Annotated in this window: 17 protein-coding genes and 2 riboswitches; of the genes, 10 read left to right on the forward strand and 7 right to left on the reverse strand. The window is 68.7% G+C overall.

The window, feature by feature from the left end; translation table 11 throughout:
• Positions 1-12 precede the first annotated feature (12 nt).
• Positions 13-906 carry a lipid A biosynthesis lauroyl acyltransferase gene (locus tag AC1DEL_RS18425; RefSeq protein ID WP_092291425.1) on the reverse strand — a complete coding sequence of 298 codons (894 nt, stop codon included), beginning with the start codon at positions 904-906 and terminating at the stop codon, positions 13-15.
• Positions 903-1,799, reverse strand: a complete 897-nt coding sequence (locus tag AC1DEL_RS18430) for a lysophospholipid acyltransferase family protein (protein ID WP_092291427.1) — start codon at positions 1,797-1,799, stop codon at positions 903-905. The genes AC1DEL_RS18425 and AC1DEL_RS18430 overlap by 4 nt, the downstream gene beginning before the upstream one ends.
• Before the next feature lie 325 nt (positions 1,800-2,124).
• Between AC1DEL_RS18430 and metK the strand changes: the two genes are divergently transcribed.
• Entirely contained in the window at positions 2,125-3,288 is a 1,164-nt protein-coding gene (gene metK / locus AC1DEL_RS18435; RefSeq protein WP_092291429.1) for a methionine adenosyltransferase, read from the forward strand.
• Between the two features lie 131 nt (positions 3,289-3,419).
• Entirely contained in the window at positions 3,420-4,313 is an 894-nt protein-coding gene (locus tag AC1DEL_RS18440; protein ID WP_477125863.1) for a Kdo hydroxylase family protein, read from the forward strand.
• A 31-nt stretch (positions 4,314-4,344) separates the two neighbouring features.
• On the opposite strand, the gene AC1DEL_RS18445 is transcribed toward AC1DEL_RS18440, so the two are convergent.
• Positions 4,345-5,748 (reverse strand): coniferyl aldehyde dehydrogenase, encoded by a 1,404-nt coding sequence (locus AC1DEL_RS18445; protein WP_092291432.1) that lies wholly within the window; start codon positions 5,746-5,748, stop codon positions 4,345-4,347.
• Between the two features lie 230 nt (positions 5,749-5,978).
• Here AC1DEL_RS18445 and AC1DEL_RS18450 point away from each other — a divergent pair, with 230 nt between their 5' ends.
• A complete protein-coding gene (locus tag AC1DEL_RS18450) occupies positions 5,979-7,670 on the forward strand; it encodes a GMC family oxidoreductase (protein ID WP_441591411.1) in 1,692 nt (563 codons plus the stop codon).
• Between the two features lie 13 nt (positions 7,671-7,683).
• On the opposite strand, the gene AC1DEL_RS18455 is transcribed toward AC1DEL_RS18450, so the two are convergent.
• Together AC1DEL_RS18455 and AC1DEL_RS18460 are read right to left on the reverse strand one after the other, a co-directional pair.
• Positions 7,684-9,225, reverse strand: coding sequence for a methyl-accepting chemotaxis protein (locus tag AC1DEL_RS18455; protein ID WP_092291436.1), 1,542 nt, complete (start codon positions 9,223-9,225; stop codon positions 7,684-7,686).
• A 175-nt stretch (positions 9,226-9,400) separates the two neighbouring features.
• Complete coding sequence (locus tag AC1DEL_RS18460) at positions 9,401-11,068, reverse strand: acyl-CoA dehydrogenase family protein (RefSeq protein ID WP_477125864.1); 1,668 nt, start codon at positions 11,066-11,068, stop codon at positions 9,401-9,403.
• Positions 11,069-11,302: 234 nt separating this feature from the next.
• Positions 11,303-11,404: riboswitch (TPP riboswitch) on the forward strand.
• A 104-nt stretch (positions 11,405-11,508) separates the two neighbouring features.
• Between AC1DEL_RS18460 and thiC the strand changes: the two genes are divergently transcribed.
• The 6 genes from thiC (at position 11,509) to AC1DEL_RS18490 (ending at position 17,421) form a co-directional block, all read left to right on the forward strand.
• Positions 11,509-13,386, forward strand: coding sequence for a phosphomethylpyrimidine synthase ThiC (thiC, locus tag AC1DEL_RS18465; RefSeq protein WP_092291440.1), 1,878 nt, complete (start codon positions 11,509-11,511; stop codon positions 13,384-13,386).
• A gap of 57 nt (positions 13,387-13,443) precedes the next feature.
• Positions 13,444-14,652: an FAD-dependent oxidoreductase gene (locus AC1DEL_RS18470; protein ID WP_454756747.1), complete on the forward strand. Its 1,209-nt coding sequence runs from the start codon at positions 13,444-13,446 to the stop codon at positions 14,650-14,652.
• 26 nt (positions 14,653-14,678) lie between these two features.
• The gene (gene thiS, locus AC1DEL_RS18475; RefSeq protein WP_092291444.1) at positions 14,679-14,876 is read left to right on the forward strand and encodes a sulfur carrier protein ThiS; all 198 of its coding nucleotides are present in this window, start codon (positions 14,679-14,681) and stop codon (positions 14,874-14,876) included.
• Between the two features lie 6 nt (positions 14,877-14,882).
• Positions 14,883-15,731, forward strand: a complete 849-nt coding sequence (locus tag AC1DEL_RS18480) for a thiazole synthase (RefSeq protein WP_092291446.1) — start codon at positions 14,883-14,885, stop codon at positions 15,729-15,731.
• Positions 15,728-16,876: a thiamine phosphate synthase gene (locus tag AC1DEL_RS18485; protein WP_477125865.1), complete on the forward strand. Its 1,149-nt coding sequence runs from the start codon at positions 15,728-15,730 to the stop codon at positions 16,874-16,876. The genes AC1DEL_RS18480 and AC1DEL_RS18485 overlap by 4 nt, the downstream gene beginning before the upstream one ends.
• Positions 16,877-16,986: 110 nt before the next feature.
• Positions 16,987-17,421 carry a PaaI family thioesterase gene (locus AC1DEL_RS18490; RefSeq protein WP_477125866.1) on the forward strand — a complete coding sequence of 145 codons (435 nt, stop codon included), beginning with the start codon at positions 16,987-16,989 and terminating at the stop codon, positions 17,419-17,421.
• Here the strand turns inward: AC1DEL_RS18490 and AC1DEL_RS18495 are convergent.
• Together AC1DEL_RS18495 and thiD are read right to left on the reverse strand one after the other, a co-directional pair.
• Positions 17,418-17,834, reverse strand: coding sequence for a PGDYG domain-containing protein (locus tag AC1DEL_RS18495; RefSeq protein ID WP_092291452.1), 417 nt, complete (start codon positions 17,832-17,834; stop codon positions 17,418-17,420). The genes AC1DEL_RS18490 and AC1DEL_RS18495 overlap by 4 nt on opposite strands.
• 9 nt (positions 17,835-17,843) lie before the next feature.
• Entirely contained in the window at positions 17,844-18,683 is an 840-nt protein-coding gene (gene thiD, locus AC1DEL_RS18500; RefSeq protein ID WP_092291454.1) for a bifunctional hydroxymethylpyrimidine kinase/phosphomethylpyrimidine kinase, read from the reverse strand.
• A 98-nt stretch (positions 18,684-18,781) separates the two neighbouring features.
• Positions 18,782-18,853: riboswitch (S-adenosyl-L-homocysteine riboswitch) on the forward strand.
• A 110-nt stretch (positions 18,854-18,963) separates the two neighbouring features.
• On the opposite strand from thiD, the gene ahcY reads away from it, so the two are divergent.
• Positions 18,964-20,382 carry an adenosylhomocysteinase gene (gene ahcY / locus AC1DEL_RS18505; protein WP_092291456.1) on the forward strand — a complete coding sequence of 473 codons (1,419 nt, stop codon included), beginning with the start codon at positions 18,964-18,966 and terminating at the stop codon, positions 20,380-20,382.
• Positions 20,383-20,386 lie beyond the last annotated feature (4 nt).

A 20,386-nucleotide genomic window follows, 5' to 3' on the forward strand; every position in this document is an offset into this window, starting at 1 on the left:
CTCGGATTGTAGCTAGTAAATCTCTGGCTCGCCGGGTGGCCGATGCTTGAAGCGCTTGTGCACCCAGTAGTACTCGGTCACGCGCGGGCGGATGGCGTCCTCGAAGAAGGCGTTCATGCGCCGCGTGTCGTCGGTCACGCTGTCGCCGGGGTAGTCGTCCCAGGCGGGCAGGATGTGCAGCACATAGCCCTTGTAGTCGGGCAGCATCTCGGTATAGATCGGCACGACCTTGGCGCCGGTCAGCCGCGCCAGCCGCGACACGGAGGTCAGCGTGAGCGCCTCCACGCCGAAAAACGGCACGAATTCCGAGTCGCGCTCGCCGAAGTCCATGTCGGCGATCAGTTGCAGCGCCTCGCCCTTCTTCAGGCAGCGCAGGATGTTCCGCGCGCTGTCGTTGCGCGAGATCATGTTGGCGCCGAAGCGGCCACGCGCGTGCTTCAGGAAATCGTCGAACAGCGCGTTCTTCTGCTTTGTATACAGCGAAGCCCCGGAGCGGCCCACGTGGTCGCGCAGGTGGATGGTCAGCCGGATCGCGCCCGCCTCCACGCCCGAGAGGTGCATGGTCACGAGGATATGGGGCTTGCCGTCCAGCGCCACAAGGTTGGCCTGGTCGTCGATCTGCACCCAGCGGCGCATCTGCGCCTCGCTGCCGGTCCAGAAGATGCCGCGCTCGGCAAAGCTGCGGAAGATGTGGCGGAAGGTCTCGCGCGACATCTCGTCGATCTCGGCCTCGGATTTTTCCGGGAAACAGAGCCGCAGGTTGGCGCGCACCACCTCGCGGCGGCCGTTCGGAATCCGGTAAAGCAGGCCGCCCAGCCCTTCGCCGAAGCGCGCGACGAACGGATACGGCAACTTGCCCAGCACGGTCAGCAGGCCGATGCCGAGCCAGGTAAAGATTCGGCTCATTGGATGATGTCTTGGGGGGCCGCCTGCGGCTGGCTGGTCAGGTCGGGGGGCGGCGGGGCGCCGGTGGGCTGCTTGTAGCGGTTGTAGCCCCAGAGGTACTGGGTGGGCACCATCGCAATCGACTCCTCGACCGCGCGGTTGATCTGGGCGGCGGCGGCCTCCACCTCGGCGGCCAGCACGCCGCCACAGCCCACCAGGCGCATATGGCCGACATAGCCGGCGCCCTTGGGCAGGCGCTCGGCGAACATCATCACCACCGGCGCGTTGGTCAGGCGGTGCAGGCGGTGCACCAGCGTCATCGAATAGGCCGGCTTGCCGAAGAACGGCGCCCAGGCGCCGTCTCCGGCACTCGGCACCTGATCGGGCAGGATGCCGACGGCCTCGCCGCGCTTGAGCGCCTTGACCAGCATCCGCACACCGCGCGGCGTGGCAGGCGCCATCGAGATGCCCGGCCGGCTTCGCATCCGTTCGACGAAGTCGCGCAGCCACTGCTGGTGCGGCGGCTTGAACAGCACGGTTACGGGCCGATGCACCGCATGCGACTGCGGCAGCACTTCGAAGCAGCCCAGGTGCGGGGTCAGGATGATGATGCCGTTGGCCTGCATCTGGAGCCGGTTCAGCGTGGGCCAGAGCGAGTCGTCGAAGTTGTAGAGCGCGGCGTCCAGCGTCTTGCGGCTCCAGAAGTACGGCATTTCCAGGATCAGGCGGCCCGTGGCGCGCGCGGCCTCGGCCAGCATGGCGTCGGTGACGTCCGGGTAGGCGTGGCGGAAGTTCTCGGTCAGGCGCTGGCCGTAGCGGCCCGGTAGCCGCGCCGCGAGCAGGCCCAGCGCGCCGCCGATGGCGTGCAGCACGCGCAGGGGCAGGAGGGAGATGAGCCAGAAGATAAAGGTCATGGGGCCAAACGTGGAAATACGGGCAAAAAAGGCTTGTCGACGGGGAATCGCGCGCGAGGCAGGCACGGTATCGTACCGGCTACACGTCCTGCTGCCTCCGTGCGCGCGGTGCACTGTGCGGCGCGCCGCGCCGGAGTACTGCAGCGCACGCGGCAGGCGCGTATAATAGCCTGTATCGCCGAGTTAACTGACAACTTGCGGGGCGATGCCGCTCTCTCCAGAGCGGTCTGAAAATACCGCTAAAGCGTCGCCGCATCGTTTCCCGAGGGTGGCACGCAATAGCCGACTCACAGCCAATCTTGGCTAACCTTGGAGAAACAAGCTCGTGGCAAACGACTTCCTGTTCACTTCGGAATCTGTCTCCGAAGGCCATCCCGATAAAGTTGCTGACCAGATCTCGGACGCCGTCCTGGACGCCATCCTGGCCCAGGACAAGTACGCCCGCGTGGCGGCCGAGACGCTCTGCAACACCGGTCTGGTGGTGCTGGCCGGTGAAATTACCACCACGGCCAACGTGGACTACATCCAGGTCGCCCGCGACACCATCAAGCGCATCGGCTACGACAACACCGACTACGGCATCGACTACAAGGGTTGTGCCGTGCTGGTGGCGTACGACAAGCAGTCGCCGGACATCGCCCAGGGCGTGGACCGCGCCTCGGACGACTACCTGAACCAGGGTGCTGGCGACCAGGGCCTGATGTTCGGCTACGCGTGCGATGAGACGCCCGAACTGATGCCGTTCCCGATCTACTACGCACACCGTCTGGTGGAGCGCCAGTCGCAGCTGCGCCGTGACGGCCGCCTGTCCTGGCTGCGCCCGGACGCCAAGTCGCAGGTCACCGTGCGCTACCTCGACGGCCGCCCGCACAGCGTGGATACCGTCGTGCTGTCCACCCAGCACGCCCCGGACATCACCCAGGCCCAGATCCGCGAAGCCGTGATCGAAGAAATCATCAAGCCGGTGCTGCCGGCCGCGATGCTCAAGGACACCAAGTACCTGGTCAACCCGACCGGCCGCTTCGTGATTGGCGGCCCGCAGGGCGACTGCGGCCTGACCGGCCGCAAGATCATCGTCGACACCTACGGCGGCGCCTCGCCGCACGGTGGCGGCGCGTTCTCGGGCAAGGACCCGTCGAAAGTGGACCGCTCGGCCGCCTACGCCGCCCGCTACGTCGCCAAGAACGTGGTCGCCGCCGGCCTGGCGCGCCAGTGCCAGGTGCAGGTCAGTTACGCCATCGGCGTGGCCCGCCCGATCAACGTGACCGTGTACACGGAAGGCACCGGCAAGATCTCGGACGAGAAGATCGCCGAACTGGTGCAGGAGCATTTCGACCTGCGCCCGAAGGGCATCGTCCAGATGCTGGACCTGCTGCGTCCGATCTACGAAAAGAGCGCCGCCTACGGCCACTTTGGCCGCGAGGAGCCGGAGTTCTCGTGGGAAGCCACCGACAAGGCCGCCGTGCTGCGCGCCGCCGCCGGCCTGTAATCGGCCGTCCGGCAGTCAGGAACCCCGCCGGTCCTTCGGGACCCGCGGGGTTTTTTGTTATCTGGGCGCCACGTGGCACCCGCTGCGGCGCGGAGTAGAATCCCGCTCAACCGGACCTCCACGCCAAGACCATGACGACGCCGCTGAACCTGATCCGCACGCAGCCCTATACCGAATGGGCGCCCGACGTCACCCCCGAGGTGCGCGCCGACCTGCGCCGCCAGCTCGAGCAGGGCGCCGTGCTGTACTTCCCGAACCTGAATTTCCGCTTCCAGCCGGGCGAGGAGCGCTTCCTGGATGCCCGCTGGTCCGATGGCAAGTCGAAGAACATCAACCTGCGCGCCGATGACCGCGCCGTGCGCGGCGCCGCGGGCAGTGAGCAGGATCTGGCCGATCTCTACGCGCTGATCCGCCGCTATGCGGATTCCAGCGAGACGCTGATCCACACGCTGTTCCCCGAATATGTGACGCATATGACGCGCGCAGGCACGTCGCTGCGGCCCAGCGAGATCGCCGGCCGCCCGGTGAGCTGGCGCAAGGACGACACCCGCCTGCACGTGGACTCGTTTCCGTCCAATCCGATGCTGGGCAAGCGCCTGCTGCGCGTGTTCCACAACATCGACCCCGCCGCGCCGCGTGTGTGGCGCGTGGGCGAGCCGTTCGCGGATTTCGCCGCCCGCTTCGTGCCGAAAACGCATGGCATGTGGCCGGGGCAGGCGTGGCTGATGAAGCAGCTCCACATCACCAAGCGCACGCGGTCCGAGTACGACCACCGCATGCTCCAGCTGCACGACCTGGCCAAGGCCGACCTGGATTACCAGAAGACCGTGCCGCAGCAGGAGTTCCAGTTCCCGCCCGGTGCGACCTGGATCGTGTTCAGCGACCAGTTGCTCCACGCCGCCCTGCGCGGCCGGGCGATGATGGAGCAGACCATCTACCTCGACCCGGCAGCCATCAGCGACCACACTCACTCGCCCGAGGCGGTGCTGTCGCGCATGCTCGGCAAGCCGATGCTGGCGGCCTGAGCGCCGCCGATCGTCCCCGAGCGGACCCGATTCAGCGCAGCAACAGCTTCAGCATCGACGCGAAACGCTTGCCGTAAGGCGGCCGCAGCAGGCCGGCACCGTTCAGCCCGGCCTGATGGAACACCGGCTTGAGCTTGGAGAACGTCTCGAAGCCGGCCCGGCCGTGGTACACGCCCATGCCGCTCGGGCCCACGCCGCCGAAGGGCAGGTCGTCCTGGGCGATGTGGAACAGGGTGTCGTTAATGGTGACGCCGCCGGCCACGGTCTGGCGCATCACGTGGTCCACCACGTCGCGGCGACGGTCGAACAGATAGAGCGCCAGCGGCCGGGGCCGCGCATTGACGAAGCCGATGGCCTCGTCCACGGTGCGATAGGTCACCACGGGCAGCACCGGCCCGAAAATCTCCTCCTGCATCGCCATCACATCGCCGGGCACGTCCGTCAGCAGCACGGGCGGCAGGCGGCGCGCGTCGGCGTCCGGCGTGGCATCGGTCAGCGGCACCACGCCGGCGCCAGCCGCGCGCGCGGCGTCGATCATCGACACCAGCCGGCCAAAGTGGCGCGGGCTGATGATGCTGGTGTAGTCGGGGTTGCGGGCGAGGTCCGGATAGAGGCGGTTCACGCAGCGGCGCGCGGCCTCGGCAAAGCGGTCGCGCTGGTCCTCCGGCACCAGCACGTAGTCCGGGGCGATGCAGGTCTGGCCGGCGTTGAGCAGCTTGCCCACCACGATGCGCTCCACGGCGTGGTCGAAATCGGCATGGGGGCCGATGATGGCCGGCGACTTCCCGCCCAGCTCCAGCGTCACCGGCGTCAGGTTGGCGGCGGCGGCGCGCATCACGTGATGGCCGACGTGGGTCGAGCCGGTGAACAGCAGGTGGTCGAACGGCAGGGCGCTGAAGGTGGCGGCTACCTCGGCATCGCCGTTGATGACCGACACCTCATCCGGCGCGAAGGTGGCCTGCACCAGTTGGGCGAACAGGGCCGAGAACCGCGGCGTGTATTCGGACAGCTTGACCATGGCCCGGTTGCCGGCCACCAGCGCGCCAGTGAGCGGCCCCACGGTCAGGTAGAGCGGATAGTTCCACGGCACCACCACGCCCACCACGCCCAGCGGCTGCGGCATCAGGCGCGAGCGCCCCGGCAGGAACCACAGGCCGGTGCGGGCGCGGCGCTCGCGCATCCAGCGCCGGCCGTGCCGCAGTGCGTCATCGAGACCCGCCAGGCTCGGGAACACCTCCAGCAGCGCGGTTTCCTGCGGCGGCCGGTTGGTGAAGTCGGCGCTGATGGCGGCGGCGATGGCGTCGTGGTGGGTCTTCACCAGTTGCCGCAGCCGGCGCAGGCGGTCCGCGCGGATATCCCACGGCGGGGTCTGGTCATGCCGCGACGCCGCGCGCATGGCGTCGAACACCGATGACATGGCGGGAACTTCTCTCATCTGGCGGTCTCCTGGCTGTCCGAGGGGGCTGCATGGGAAGGGCGCAAGGCCCGCGCACCATCGCGCACCATAAGCCAGCCGCCCCGTTCCCGCAATGGAGGACGGCCCCCAAACGCCGCGTGCACCGGCCGCGGTCTTTTGCCGGTAGTCGCCCGGCTTCATTCCGCCGGCCCCAGCGCCTACACTGGATTTTCGCGGTGGCCCGGGGACACAGGCAGGCGAGGAGACAGATGGAAGCGATCTTTGACTATCTCGTCGTGGGGGCCGGCTCGGCCGGCTGCGCGCTCGCCGGCCGGCTGGCCGACAGCGGCACCGACTCCATCGGCCTGATCGAAACCGGCGGCCACGATCACCATGTGCTGGTGCGCACACCCGCCGGCTGCGGTGCGATGCTGCCGCGCGCCGGCCGCCGCAACTACGGCTACGAGACCGTGCCGCAGGCCGCGCTGGACGGCCGGTGCGGCTACCAGCCACGCGGCCGGGGCCTGGGCGGGTCATCGTCGATCAACGCCATGATCTATATGCGGGGCCGCCCGGCTGACTACGACGGCTGGGCCGCCGCCGGCTGCGACGGCTGGTCGTGGGACGACGTCCTGCCCGTTTTCCGCCGCGCCGAATGCAACGCCCGCGTGGCCGGTCACGACGACGATCCACTGCACGGCGGCACCGGCCCCCTGCACGTCAGCGACCTCTGTTCGCCCAACCCGTTCGGCCAGCATTTCCTCGATGCCGCCGAACTTGCCGGCCTGCCCCGCAATGACGATTTCAATGGCGACGAGCAGGAGGGCGCCGGCTGGTACCAGGTGACCCAGCACAACGGCGAGCGCTGGAACGCCGCGCGCGCCTACCTGCACGGCGGCAACGTGCGCGACCGCGCCTGCAACGGCGGGCGCTCGCACCTGCATGTGCTGACCGGCACGCAGGTGCTGCGGATCCTGTTCGAAGGGCGGCGCGCCGTGGGCGTGCTGGCCCGGCGCGATGGGGTGGAAGTGGTGCTGCGCGCGCGCCGCGAGGTCATCGTCAGCGCCGGCACGTTCGGCTCGCCACAGCTGCTGATGGCGTCCGGCATCGGCCCGGCGGCGCACCTGCGCGGGCACGGCGTGGCCGTGGTGCACGACCTGCCCGGCGTGGGCGAGAACCTCCAGGACCATCTCGACATCATCCTGCACAAGCGCGTGGCGGCCACGGCGCTGTTCGGGATCTCGCTGGCCGGGGCCTGGCGGCTGCTGGCCGAGATGCGGCGCTACCGCCGCGAGAACGCCGGCATGATGACGTCGAATTTCGCCGAGGCGGGCGCCTTCGTGCGCAGCCGCCCGGACCTCGACGAGCCGGACCTGCAACTGCATTTCGTGGTGGGGATGGCGGACAACCACATGCGCCGCGTCAATCGCGGGCATGGCTATTCCTGCCATGTCTGCCTGCTGCGCCCGCGCAGCCGGGGCGTGGTGCGGCTGGTGTCGGCGGATATGCGCGAGGCGCCGGCCATCGATCCGCGCTACTTGTCCGATCCACAAGACATGGAAGGGATGGTCACCGGGCTGCGCATCGTGCGCGCCATTTTCGACCAGCCCCCGCTGGCCGCGTTTGGCGGCCGGGAGCTGTATTCGGCGGACCTGCGGCTCGATGGCAGCGACGATGACGCCGTGCGCGCGCTGATCCGCCGCCAGGCGGACACGATCTACCACCCCGTGGGCACCTGCCGCATGGGCATGGACCCGCTGGCGGTGGTGGACCCGCAGCTACGGGTGCGCGGCGTGGAGGGGCTGCGCGTGGTCGATGCGTCGATCATGCCGACGCTGGTCGGCGGCAACACCAACGCGCCCGCCATCATGATCGGCGAGCGCGCGCACGACCTGATCCGCTACGCGCCGCGCGTGACGCTGCGTATCCGCGAGTCGGTCGCTGGCGTGGCGGCGGACTGAAGCCGGTCGAACGTCAGCCGGCCATCCGGAACTGCCCCACGCAGTCGCGCAGCTTGCCGGCCTGCTCGTCCAGGGACTGGGCGGCGGCGGCGGCTTCCTCGACCAGCGCSGCGTTCTGCTGCGTGACCTGATCCATCTGGCCCACCGCGTGGCCCACCTGTTCGATGCCGGCGCTCTGCTCCTGCGAGGCAGCGGCGATCTCCGAGATGATGTCCGACACGCGCTTCACGGCCTGGCGGATCTCGGTCATCGTGCCGCCCACGCCGTGGGCCTGGGTCGAGCCGGTGCGCACGGTGTTCACCGAGGCCTCGATCAACTCCTTGATTTCCTTGGCGGCGCTGGACGAGCGCTGCGCCAGGCTGCGCACCTCGCCGGCCACGACCGCGAAGCCACGGCCCTGCTCGCCGGCGCGGGCGGCTTCCACGGCGGCGTTCAGCGCGAGGATGTTGGTCTGGAAGGCGATGCCCTCGATCAGGTTGGTGATCTCGGCGATGCGCTCGGAGCTGCCGCTGATGGCGCCCATCGTGTCCACCATCTGCTGCACCGCCTGGTTGCCGGCGTCGGCCACCTCGGCGGCGTTGGCCGCCAGCGAGCTGGCCTGGCGCGCGTTCTCGGCGTTCTGGCGCACGGTGGTGGTCAGTTCTTCCATGCTCGACGCGGTTTCCTCGAGCGACGCCGCCTGCTGCTCGGTGCGCGACGACAGGTCCACATTGCCGGCCGCGATCTGCCCGGCGGCCACGCCGACCGAATCGGTGGACTGGCGCACCTCGCGCAGGGTCTGCGCCACGCGCTCGATCAGCGCGTTGAAGGCGTGCGCGGTCTGGCCGATCTCGTCCATCCGCGCCACCGGCGCGCGATGGTCGAGGTCCAGCGTCTGGCTCACGTGCTCGAGCGTGCCCTGGATGTCGGCCAGGCTGTGCTTGATGCGCCGATAGAGCGACACGGCCATGAAGACGATGAAGCCCACCACGAGCGCGATGACGACCAGGAACAGCCGCACCACGTGGGTGTGCTGGGCCTTGTTCTCGGCCACGGCGGCGTCGCCCATCTTGGTGTTGTATTCGACGTGCGTGTCGATAGCCTTGCGAAGTGCCCGATACGACGCATTCAGCGTGCCGTCGGTCAGCATCTTCTGCGTGGCCGCGTAGTCGTTGTTATTGGAGCGATCGAGGAAAGTGGCGAATTCGGCACGATACTGTTTCGCGGCCTCGCGGTCCGCCTCCAGCAGCTTGCGGTCGGCGTCGTCGGAGATGTCTTCGCGCTCATAGGTGGCGATGAGTTCGTCGAAACGTTTGCTGGCCTTGTCGAGCGAGACCTCGGCCTCTTGCTTGGCGACGTTGTCGTCGGTCATCGCGTGGCGATGCAGCAACACGCGCATCGACGCCACGGCGTCATAGACGCCGTTCAGGTGCCGTACGCTGGCGAGCGTGTTGTCGTTGAAGTATTCGAGGCGGTCTTCGGATCGATTGAGTTGCCAGATGCCGCCGAAGCCGACAGATATAAGGGCGAACACGGCGAGGGACAGCGTGAGAAGCAGGCGTTGACTGATATTCATGGGGTGTGGACGGCACATGCTTTGTCGCAGTGCTCGGAGTGGCGACTGGAATGCAGGCAGGCTCGTAGCCCGTCGCCTCAACGTTTACGGCGCCCCTCGCTACCCCTGAAGCGGCTTTTGATGCGCTGCGCCATTTCCTAGTGCGATTTCCGGACAAAAACGGGCAGTTCCGCCATCAAGCCGGCCACGCCCGATCCGCCACGCGCTGCAATGTGACGGGATCGGCATCTAACGTCCCGAACACGCGCCCGTGCTGCCGCCCGAGCCGGCTGGCGACGAACAGTTCGGCCGATTCCGGGTCCGCATGGGCGATCATCAGCGCCGCCTGCGCGGTCAGCACCAGCCCCTGTGCGAAGCGGCGCGCGCTCGCTTCGAGTTGATCGGCAGGCTCGCGCAGCATGCCCTGCAGCGAGGCCAACTCGGCACGCACCGCCGCATGGCCGTGGGAGAGGCGGGCGAGGTCCTGCAGCACGCGCGCGCCATCGTCGGGATTGCGTTGCAGGGCGCGCAGCACGTCCAGGCACATCACGTTGCCCGAGCCTTCCCAGATCGAATTGACCGGCGCCTCGCGGTAGAGCCGCGCCATCGGGCCTTCCTCGACATAGCCGTTGCCGCCCCAGACCTCCATGGCCTCGCCAGTGGCTTCCAGCGCACGTTTGCAGATCCAGAACTTGGCGGCCGGCGTGACCACGCGCTTCCACGCGGCGGCGAGCGGGTCGTCGTCGGCATGCTCGAAGGCATGGGCGAGGGCCATCATCATCTGCGTGGCGGCCTCGGACTCCAGGGCGAGGTCGGCCAGCACGTTGCGCATCAGCGGCTGGTCGGCCAGCAGCTTGCCGAACGCCATGCGGTGGCGCGCGTGATGGAGCGACTGCACCAGCGCCGCGCGCAGCAGGGCCGCGCTGCCGATCACGCAGTCGAGCCGGGTGTTGGTGGCCATCTCGATGATGGTGGGGATGCCGCGGCCTTCCTCGCCGATCAGGATGCCCGTGGCGCCCCGGAACTCGACCTCGCTGCTCGCGTTGGAGCGGTTGCCGAGCTTGTCCTTGAGGCGCTGGATTTCGATCGGGTTCTTGCTGCCATCGTCACGGAAGCGTGGCACGAAGAAGCACGAGAGCGGCCCCTCGGGGCCACCCATGCGCGCCACGACCAGATGGGCGTCGCACATCGGCGCGGAGAAAAACCACTTGTGGCCCGTCAGCGCGTATTCGGCGCCCCGACCCTCGCCGCGCATGGGCAGGGCGACGGTGGTGTTGGCGCGTACGTCGGAGCCGCCCTGCTTCTCGGTCATGCCCATGCCGATCATCACGGCGGTCTTGTCGCGCCAGGGCAGGTCGCGGGCGTCGTGCTCGGCGGCATAGAGCCGGGGTTCGAGGTCGCGGAACAGCGCGGGTTCCTTGCGCAGCACCGGAATGCTGGCCAGCGTCATGGTGGTGGGGCAGAGCGAGCCCGACTCCACCTGGGCCTGGAGGAAGTAGCCGGCCGTGCGCGCGGCCCAGGCGCCGGGGCGCGGCTGGGCGAAGGGCAGCGCCTGCAACTGCTGGCCGCGCAGCAGCCCGAGCAGGGCGTGCCAGGATGGATGGAAGGTCACCGCGTCGATGCGCTCGCCGGTGCGGCTGTGGGTGTGGAGTTCCGGCGTCAGGCGGTTGGCGTCGGCGGCCCAGGCCTGCACCTCAGGCTCCCCGAGCCGGGCGCCGAAGGCCCCGAGCGCGCCGGCGTGCCATCCGCCACCGAGCCGTTCCAGCGCGGCCCGCAGGCCGGGGTCGGTCTCGAACAGGTTGTAGCCGGAGAGGTCCGGCACCTGATTGAACACGGCGTGGGTCGCTGCGCTGGAATCGGACATGGCGGCTCCTGGAGATGGGGCGGGCTGCGTCGATGGTACGGCCGATGGTACGGCAACTGCCGCGTTCGGGAAACGCGCGCATTCCCCGGGCAAATGCGCTGGGACGTCCACATCGTCGGCCATCGTGCAGCGCAGCATTGGTCAGTCGATATCCAGTCGATACCATCATGCACGGCAGTCGCAACGAAATTCCGGGTGGCGCCGGGCGGGGGCTTGTGCTTAAATTCACCCCGTTGGATGAAACAGGGGTGCCGTACGGATGGGCCGTGCGGCTGAGAGAGTCCCTTCGAACCCGATCCGGCTAGTACCGGCGTGGGAAGTTTCACTGAATACCGAACAGCTCCTGTCCCGCAACGGGACCTCGCCGCCGGCTCTGCCGCGTAGCGGGCTCACAGGGCTCCTGGTTTCGTCCATCCCCCGCAAGAGAGAGGACGACACCCATGGCCCGCACTGCCCCCGCCGCATCGTTTGAATCGCTCGAGAGCGATCTCGACCAGAAATTCGCCTACCCGGCTTCCAGCAAGACCTACCTGACCGGCAGCCGTCCGGACCTGCGCGTGCCGCTGCGCACGATCCTGCAGACGTCCACGCGCACCGACAAGGGCGAGATGGCGAATCCGCCGATCCCCGTCTACGACACTTCGGGCCCGTACAGCGACCCGGACATCCATATCGACCTGAAGTCCGGCCTGCCCGGCGTGCGCACCCGCTGGATCGAGGAGCGCGGCGACACCGAGGTGCTGTCGGGCCTGTCGTCCGAATATGGCCGCGACCGCGCCAATGACCCGGCCACGGCGCACCTGCGCTTTGCCCAGCTGACCAACCCGCGCCGTGCCAAGGCGGGCGCCAATGTGTCGCAGATGCACTACGCGCGCCAGGGCATCATCACGGCGGAAATGGAATACGTGGCGCTGCGCGAGTCGCTGAACCTCCAGGCGCTCTACGACAAGCCCGAGTACAAGGCCCTGCTGCGCCAGCATCCGGGCAACGCGCTCGGCGCGAACCTGCCGCTGCGCCCCGAGGACATGACCCCGGAGTTCGTGCGCAAGGAAATCGCCGCCGGCCGCGCCATCATCCCCGCCAACATCAACCACACGGAACTGGAGCCGATGGCCATCGGCCGGAACTTCCGCGTCAAGATCAACGGCAACCTCGGCAATTCGGCCGTGACCTCCTCGCTGGCCGAGGAAGTGGAAAAGATGGTCTGGTCGATCCGCTGGGGCGCTGACACCATCATGGATCTGTCCACCGGCAAGCACATCCACGAGACGCGCGAGTGGATCCTGCGCAACTCGCCGGTGCCCATCGGCACGGTGCCGATCTACCAGGCGCTGGACAAGACCGGCGGCATCGCCGAGGACCTGACCTGGGAGATGTTCCGCGACACGCTGATCGAGCAGGCCGAGCAGGGCGTGGACTACTTCACGATCCACGCCGGCGTGCTGCTGCGCTACGTGCCGATGACGGCCGACCGCGTGACGGGCATCGTCTCGCGCGGTGGCTCGATCATGGCCAAGTGGTGCCTGGCGCACCACAAGGAAAACTTCCTGTACACGCACTTCGACGAGATCTGCGAAATCATGAAGGCCTACGACGTGTCGTTCAGCCTCGGCGACGGCCTGCGTCCGGGTTGCATCGCGGACTCCAACGACGACGCCCAGTTCGGCGAACTGCGCACCCTGGGCGAGCTGACCGCCAAGGCGTGGGAGCATGACGTGCAGGTGATGATCGAAGGCCCGGGCCACGTGCCGCTCCAGCGCATCCAGGCCAATATGGACGAGGAACTCAAGCACTGCTACGAGGCCCCGTTCTACACCCTCGGACCGCTGGTGACGGACATCGCCCCCGGCTACGACCACATCACCAGCGGCATCGGTGCGGCCAATATCGGCTGGATGGGCACGGCCATGCTGTGCTACGTCACGCCCAAGGAGCACCTGGGGTTGCCGGACAAGGAAGACGTGCGCGAGGGCATCATCACGTACAAGATTGCCGCCCACGCCGCCGACCTCGCCAAGGGCTGGCCGGGCGCGCAGCTGCGCGATAATGCGCTGTCCAAGGCCCGCTTCGAGTTCCGCTGGGAAGACCAGTTCAACCTGGGCCTCGATCCGGAGCGCGCGCGCTCGTTCCACGATGCCACGCTGCCGGCCGAGGGCGCCAAGATCGCGCATTTCTGCTCGATGTGCGGCCCGAAGTTCTGCTCGATGAAGATCACCCAGGAAGTGCGCGACTACGCGGCATCGCTGCCCGCAGCCGAGCGCGGCATGGAGGAGAAATCGATCGAGTTCGTGAAGTCCGGCTCGAAGATTTACTCGTAATTCAACTGGAGACCGCGCGGCGCCACCCCCACCCGGGCGCCCGCGGCGAATACACCCATGACAGCAGTAAAGTCCTTCGATGTCGCCATTCTTGGCGCCGGCCTGGCCGGGCGTTTGTGCGCCTGGCTGCTGGTGCGTGCCGGTGCCCGCGTGGCGCTGGTCGAGCGTGGCGGCCCCGACGGCACCGGCGCGGCCGCCCATGTGGCCGCCGCCATGCTTGCCCCGCTGGCCGAGTCGGCCATCGCGGAGCGGCGTATCGTCGATCTCGGCATGGCCAGCGTTGACCTGTGGCGTGCCTGGATCCAGGAATTGCCCGAGCCCGTGTTCTTCCAGGAAGACGGCACGCTGGTGGTCTGGCACGCGCGGGACCGCAGCGAGGTGTCGCTGTTCACGGGCCGCATGCGCGCCGTGGCGCCGCCGGAACTGGTGCGGGAGCGGCTGGCCGTGCTCGACGGCGCCGGCGTGGCTGCCGTGGAGCCGGAGCTGGCCGGGCGCTTCCCGCAGGGCCTGCTGCTCAAGGGCGAAGGCCAGCTGGACAACCGTGGCGCGCTGCGCGCGCTGCTCGACTGCGCGGTCAAGGAAGGCGTGCATTGCATCTGGGAGGCTGGCGATGTCGATATCGACCTGCTGCCCCAGTTCGACATCCGCGCCAACGTGGTGCTGGACTGCCGCGGCCTGGGCGCGCGCGACGCGTGGTGCGACCCAACGGCCGAGCCCGGCGTGGTCAAGCCCGGCCTGCGCGGCCTGCGCGGCGAGGTGGTGCGCGTGCACGCGCCCGACGTGAAGCTGCATCGGCCCATCCGCCTGCTGCATCCGCGCTACCCCATCTATATCGCGCCCAAGCCGAACGACCTGTACGTGATCGGCGCGACCGAAATCGAGAGCGAGGACGACTCGCCGATGAGCGTGCGTTCCGCGCTGGAACTGCTCTCGGCGGCGCACTCGCTGCACCCCGCGTTCGGCGAGGCCCGCGTGCTGGAGCTGAACGTGCAGCGCCGGCCCACGCGGCCGGACCACCTGCCGGCGATCCGCGTGGACCAGCAGGCGCGCGTGGTGCGTGTGAATGGCTTGTACCGGCATGGCTGGCTGATTGCGCCGGCCGTGACCGAGGCCGCCTGCGCCGTGGTGCGCGCGTTGCTGGCCGGCGACCCGGCCGCGCACGCGGTGCCGGCGTCGCTGCGCTGGCCGGGCCTGATCCAGTCCGTCGAGGAGCCCGCCCACGTGCGCGGCACGGCGGTGCCCGGATTGGGCAGCCTGCTGCATTAGGAACACGCCCAGAACCCGCCCAGATCATGGAAATTATGCTCAACGGCAAGCTGCTGAACCTGCCCGAGGCCGCCACGCTGGCGGACGCGGTGACAGCGGCTGCCATCGCGCCCCCGTTCGCCGCGGCGGTCAACGGCCAGTTCGTGCCGCGCACCGCCCATGCCGCCACGCCGCTTGCGGCGGGCGACCACATCGACCTCGTGCAACCCGTGACGGGAGGCTGATCCATCATGACTTTCGAACCCGCTGAAACCCTGCGCGACCCGTTCGTGCTCTATGGCGAATCCTTCGCCTCGCGCCTGCTGCTCGGCACCGCGCGTTATCCGTCGCCGGCCACGCTGCAGGCGGCCGTGGAAGCCAGCCGTCCCGCCATGATCACCGTGGCGCTGCGCCGCCAGAGTGCGGTGGGCGGCGGTGATGGCCAGACGCTCGGCGGCCAGGCGTTCTGGCAGATGCTGCGCGATCTGGGCGTGCCGGTGCTGCCGAATACCGCCGGCTGCTTCACGGCACAGGAAGTCATCACCACGGCGATGATGGCGCGCGAGGTCTTCGAGACCGACTGGATCAAGCTGGAACTGATCGGCGACGACTACACGCTTCAGCCGGACACGCTGAACATGCCCGCCGTGGCCGAGACGCTGATCAAGGAAGGTTTCAAGGTGCTGCCGTACTGCACCGAGGATCTGGTGCTGTGCCGCCGCCTGCTGGACGTGGGCTGCCAGGCGCTGATGCCGTGGGCTGCGCCGATCGGCACGGGCCGGGGCGCCGCCAATCCGCTGGCCATGCGCACGCTGCGCGACCGCCTGCCGGACACGCCGCTGATCGTCGATGCCGGGCTGGGCCTGCCGTCGCATGCGGCGCAGGTGCTGGAGTGGGGCTATGACGGCGTGCTGCTGAACACCGCCGTCGCACAGTCCGCCTACCCGGTGAACATGGCCCGCGCATTCGCGCTGGCCGTGGAGGCCGGCCGCACCGCCTATCTGGCCGGGCCGATGCCCGAGCGCGACGTGGCGCAGGCCAGCACGCCGGTGGTCGGCATGCCGTTCTGGCACGCCGAAGGCGCGGAGGACCGCGCATGACGCGCCCCGGCGTGGCCGCGGCCATCGACTCCGCGCTGTTCGACACCCTGATTTCCCGCTTTGGCGCCACCTTCGGCCATGACGACGCCCCGTGGCGTGCATGGCCACTGGCCAACGCCCCGGCCGCGCCGCGCCGCCACGACGTCGTGCTGGGCGATGGCGAAGCCACGGCGGACGCCATCGCCCAATTGACCGCAGCCGGCGCGGTGCTGATCGAGACCGACCGCGAAGGCGGCCGCTGGATCGACACCGTGCGTTCGCCGATGGGCACCTGGGTGCTGGATGCCCCCGCCCAGGCCGATGACGACGACGGCGATACGCCGCACCCGCCGGCCTTCGTGGCCGTGCTGCTGGCGGCGCTGGCGCTGCACTTCCCGGCCCACGACGCGCTGTGCATCGCCCGCGCGTGGCAGCCGGGCCGCCAGGACTGGCCGACCGATTTCGCCCGCTTCCCACGCGTGCGCCACGCCGCGCTGGCCTCGCCCGACGCATCGCCCAAGCCCTTCGCGCCGTGCCCGCCGGACCTCGGCCTGTACGCGGTAGTGCCGAGCGCGGAGTGGATCGAGCGGCTGGTGCCGCTGGCCGTGCCGACCGTGCAGTTGCGTTTCAAGTCGGACGACGCGGCGGCGGTCAAGGCCGAAGTGGCCCGCGCCGCCAAGGCCGCCAAGGGGCAGGCATCGCGCCTGTTCATCAACGATCACTGGCGCGTGGCGCTCGACCACCATGCGGCGATGGGTGGCGACAGCGGCATCTACGGCATCCACCTGGGTCAGGAAGACCTCGACGAGGCCGATCTCGAGGCGATTCGCGCCTCCGGGCTGCGTCTGGGCGTGTCCACCCACGGCTACGCCGAGATGCTGCGCGTGGCCGCCATCGGCCCCAGCTATCTGGCGCTCGGGGCGATCTTCCCGACCACGACCAAGGTCATGCCGACCGCGCCGCAGGGCATGGGCCGCTTCCGGGCCTATGTGGCGCTGATGCAGCCGGTGGTGCCCGCGCTGGTGGGCATCGGCGGAGTGAACGGGAGCAATCTGCGCGAAGTGCTCGACGTGGGCGTCGGCAGCGCCGCCGTGGTGCGCGCGGTGACCGAGGCCAGCGACGTGCCGGCGGCGGTGGCCTCGCTCACCGCATTGTTTGGGCGCTGACCGCCCAGCCGGCTGGCACGGCCCCTGAAATCCGCATATCCTCTCCGCTCCACCGAACACAATGGATCGAGGTTCCGCCATACGGAACCCGGAGCAGAGAGGAAACAGCCGTGAACGAGATCAAGCCCGTCGCCCCTGGCACCCCGGAAAAGCCGTATTTCGGCATCGACATTCCGCTGATGCGGCATCTGGGCCTGCAGCCGGAACATATGGAAGAGGGGAGGTGCCGCACGCGCCTGCCGGCCAACCCGGCGCTCGTGAACAGCCGGGGCGATGTGCACGGCGGCACGCTGATGGCCGTGCTCGATTTCACGCTCAGCGGCGCGGCGCGGTCCTACTCGCCGCTCGACGTGGGCGTGATCACCATCGACATGTCCACGCACTTCCTGGCCGCCGCGCGCGGTGAACTGACCTTCGAGTCGCGCTGCATCCGGCGCGGCGCCAAGATCGCCTTCTGCGAAGGCGAGGCGCGTGACGCGGCCGGCACCGTGGTGTGCGTGGCCCGCGCCGCGTTCAAGCTCGTGCAGCTGGCCGGCGGCAACTAATCCTCCATCCGGCGGTACACCGCCAGGAAGCGCGCGCGCTCGGTGATGCCATAGTCGCCGGGCGCGTATTGCATCAGCCAGTCGCCGGCCTTGCCGGTCAGCACATCGCCGCCGGCCGAGCGCGCGATGGCGAACGGCACCGTCATCTCCTTCGCCAGCACCGGCACCGGCCGGTTGCGCCAGCCACCGCCGTCCACCGGCAGGTAGCGCGCGTCGAAGCGGTCGCGCGAGACCACCCAGCGGTCGCCCGTGGCGCCGGTCACGATGGCGTCGCCGGGCTGGTAGCGGTTGGGGCCTTCCCGGCTCACCAGCTCGCCGGGCTCTGCGGCAAACGTCACCTGGACGACTTCCTCCTTGATATAGCGGGCCGCGGCCGGATCGGTGCGCAGGTCGATATCGCTCAAAGTCTGCATGGTCGGTCCTCAACCCAGCGCGCGCGGCGCGAAGGCATGGTTCAGCGGGCCGTTCCCGGCCCCGATGCGCAGCCGGGCCCCGGCGGCGATGGCCTGCGCCACGTAGTCCAGCGCGGTGCTGATGGCATCGGCGAGTGCGTCGCCACGGGCCAGTTGCGCAGCGATGGCGGCCGCCAGCGTGCAGCCGGTGCCGTGCAGGTTCGGCGTGTCGATGCGCGGATGGGTGAACACGCGCACCGTGCCATCGGCCAGCATCAGCAGGTCGTCGAGCCCCCGGCCGTGCGGGCCATCGTCCCGATCATCTTCCAGATGGCCGCCCTTGAGCAGCACGGCCTGGCAGCCTAGCGCGAGCAGGTCGGCGGCAGCGGTCTCCATGTCCGCGCGGCGCGCGATGCGGCGGCCGAGCAGGTAGGAGGCTTCCGGCAGGTTGGGCGTGACCACCAGCGCGCGCGGGAACAGCAGCCGCACCATGGCCTGGCTGGTGGCGTCGTCCGAGAGCGTGGCGCCAGACGTGGAAATCATCACCGGGTCCACCACCAGTTGGCGGATACCGTGGCGGTCCACCGCATCGGCCACGGCCTCGACGATGGCGGCCGTGCCGAGCATGCCGGTCTTGGCCGCGTCCACGCCGATGTCCGTGGCGACGGCATCGATCTGGGCGGCCACCATGTCGGCTGGAATGGCGTGCACGCCGGTCACGCCGAGCGTGTTCTGCGCCGTGATGGCGGTAATCGCGCTCATGCCGAAGCAGCCGAGTGCGCTGAAAGTCTTCAGGTCGGCCTGGATGCCGGCACCGCCGCCGGAGTCGGAACCGGCGATGGTCAGCGTGCGGGGTGGCGTGGAAAGCATGTGGGCGGGCAGGATGGCAGGGAGGCTGGAAGAGGAATAGACGGGAAAAAAGTCCGTTTCTCGCGCCGCAGGCGCGGACAGGCACGCTACAATACCGCCACTCCGAGGAGCGTTGCAACGGATGGCCCTCATCCGCCAGGCTCGGAATGTTTCAACGGCGCTCGCTGATCCGTGGTCCGCACGGAGGCGAGTCGACCTATCCGCCCGTTCCGCAATTCGCGCGGGATGCGGCCGTTGTCCCCCCTCGTCACCTGCGTGCCACTCTTCACCGGAGTGAAACATGAACGCTGTGACCGAACTCAAGCAAGACTACCTCGTGGCCGATATCGGCCTGGCCGGCTGGGGCCGCAAGGAAATCGCCATCGCCGAGACCGAAATGCCGGGTCTGATGGCCATCCGTGACGAATTCGCCGCCGCGCAGCCGCTCAAGGGCGCCCGCATCGCCGGTTCCCTGCACATGACCATCCAGACCGCCGTGCTGATCGAGACGCTGGTGGCACTGGGCGCCGACGTGCGCTGGGCCTCGTGCAACATCTTCTCGACGCAGGACCACGCCGCCGCCGCCATCGCCGCGTCCGGCGTGCCGGTTTTCGCGTTCAAGGGCGAGTCGCTCAAGGAATACTGGGACTTCACGCACCGCATCTTCGACTGGACCGACGGCAGCACGCCGAACATGATCCTGGACGACGGCGGCGACGCCACGCTGCTGCTGCACCTGGGCGCCCGTGCCGAGAAGGACGCGTCGCTGATCGCCAAGCCGACCAGCGAGGAAGAAACCTACCTGTTCGCCGCCATCAAGGAAAAGCTGGCCAAGGACCCGAGCTGGTACAGCCGTAACCTGGCCGCCATCCGTGGCGTGACGGAGGAAACCACCACCGGCGTGCACCGCCTGTACCAGATGGCACAGCGCGGCGAACTGAAGTTCCCGGCCATCAACGTGAACGACTCGGTGACCAAGAGCAAGTTCGACAACCTGTACGGTTGCCGGGAATCGCTCGTGGACGGCATCAAGCGTGCCACGGACGTGATGATCGCCGGCAAGGTGGCCGTGGTGGCTGGCTACGGTGACGTGGGCAAGGGCAGCGCCCAGGCCCTGCGCGCGCTGTCGGCCCAGGTCTGGGTGACCGAGATCGACCCGATCTGCGCGCTCCAGGCTGCCATGGAAGGCTACCGCGTGGTGACCATGGACTACGCCGCCGAGCACGGCGACATCTTCGTCACCTGCACCGGCAACTACCACGTCATCACGCACGACCACATGGCCAAGATGAAGGACCAGGCCATCGTCTGCAACATCGGTCACTTCGACAACGAGATCGACATCGCCTCGGTGGAAAAGTACCAGTGGGACGAGATCAAGCCGCAGGTGGACCACGTGGTGTTCCCGGACGGCAAGAAGATCATCCTGCTGGCCAAGGGCCGCCTGGTGAACCTGGGCTGCGCCACGGGCCACCCGTCGTACGTGATGAGCAGCTCGTTCGCCAACCAGACCATCGCCCAGATCGAACTGTGGGCCGAGCGTGACACCGGCAAGTACCCGGTGGGCGTGTACACCCTGCCGAAGCACCTGGACGAGAAGGTCGCGCGCCTGCAGCTGAAGAAGCTGAACGCGCAACTGACCGAGCTGACCGAGCAGCAGGCCGCTTACATCGGCGTGCAGAAGCAAGGCCCGTACAAGGCTGACCACTACCGCTATTGATCGG

This window comes from Cupriavidus sp. 10L43_2 (assembly GCF_056395265.1).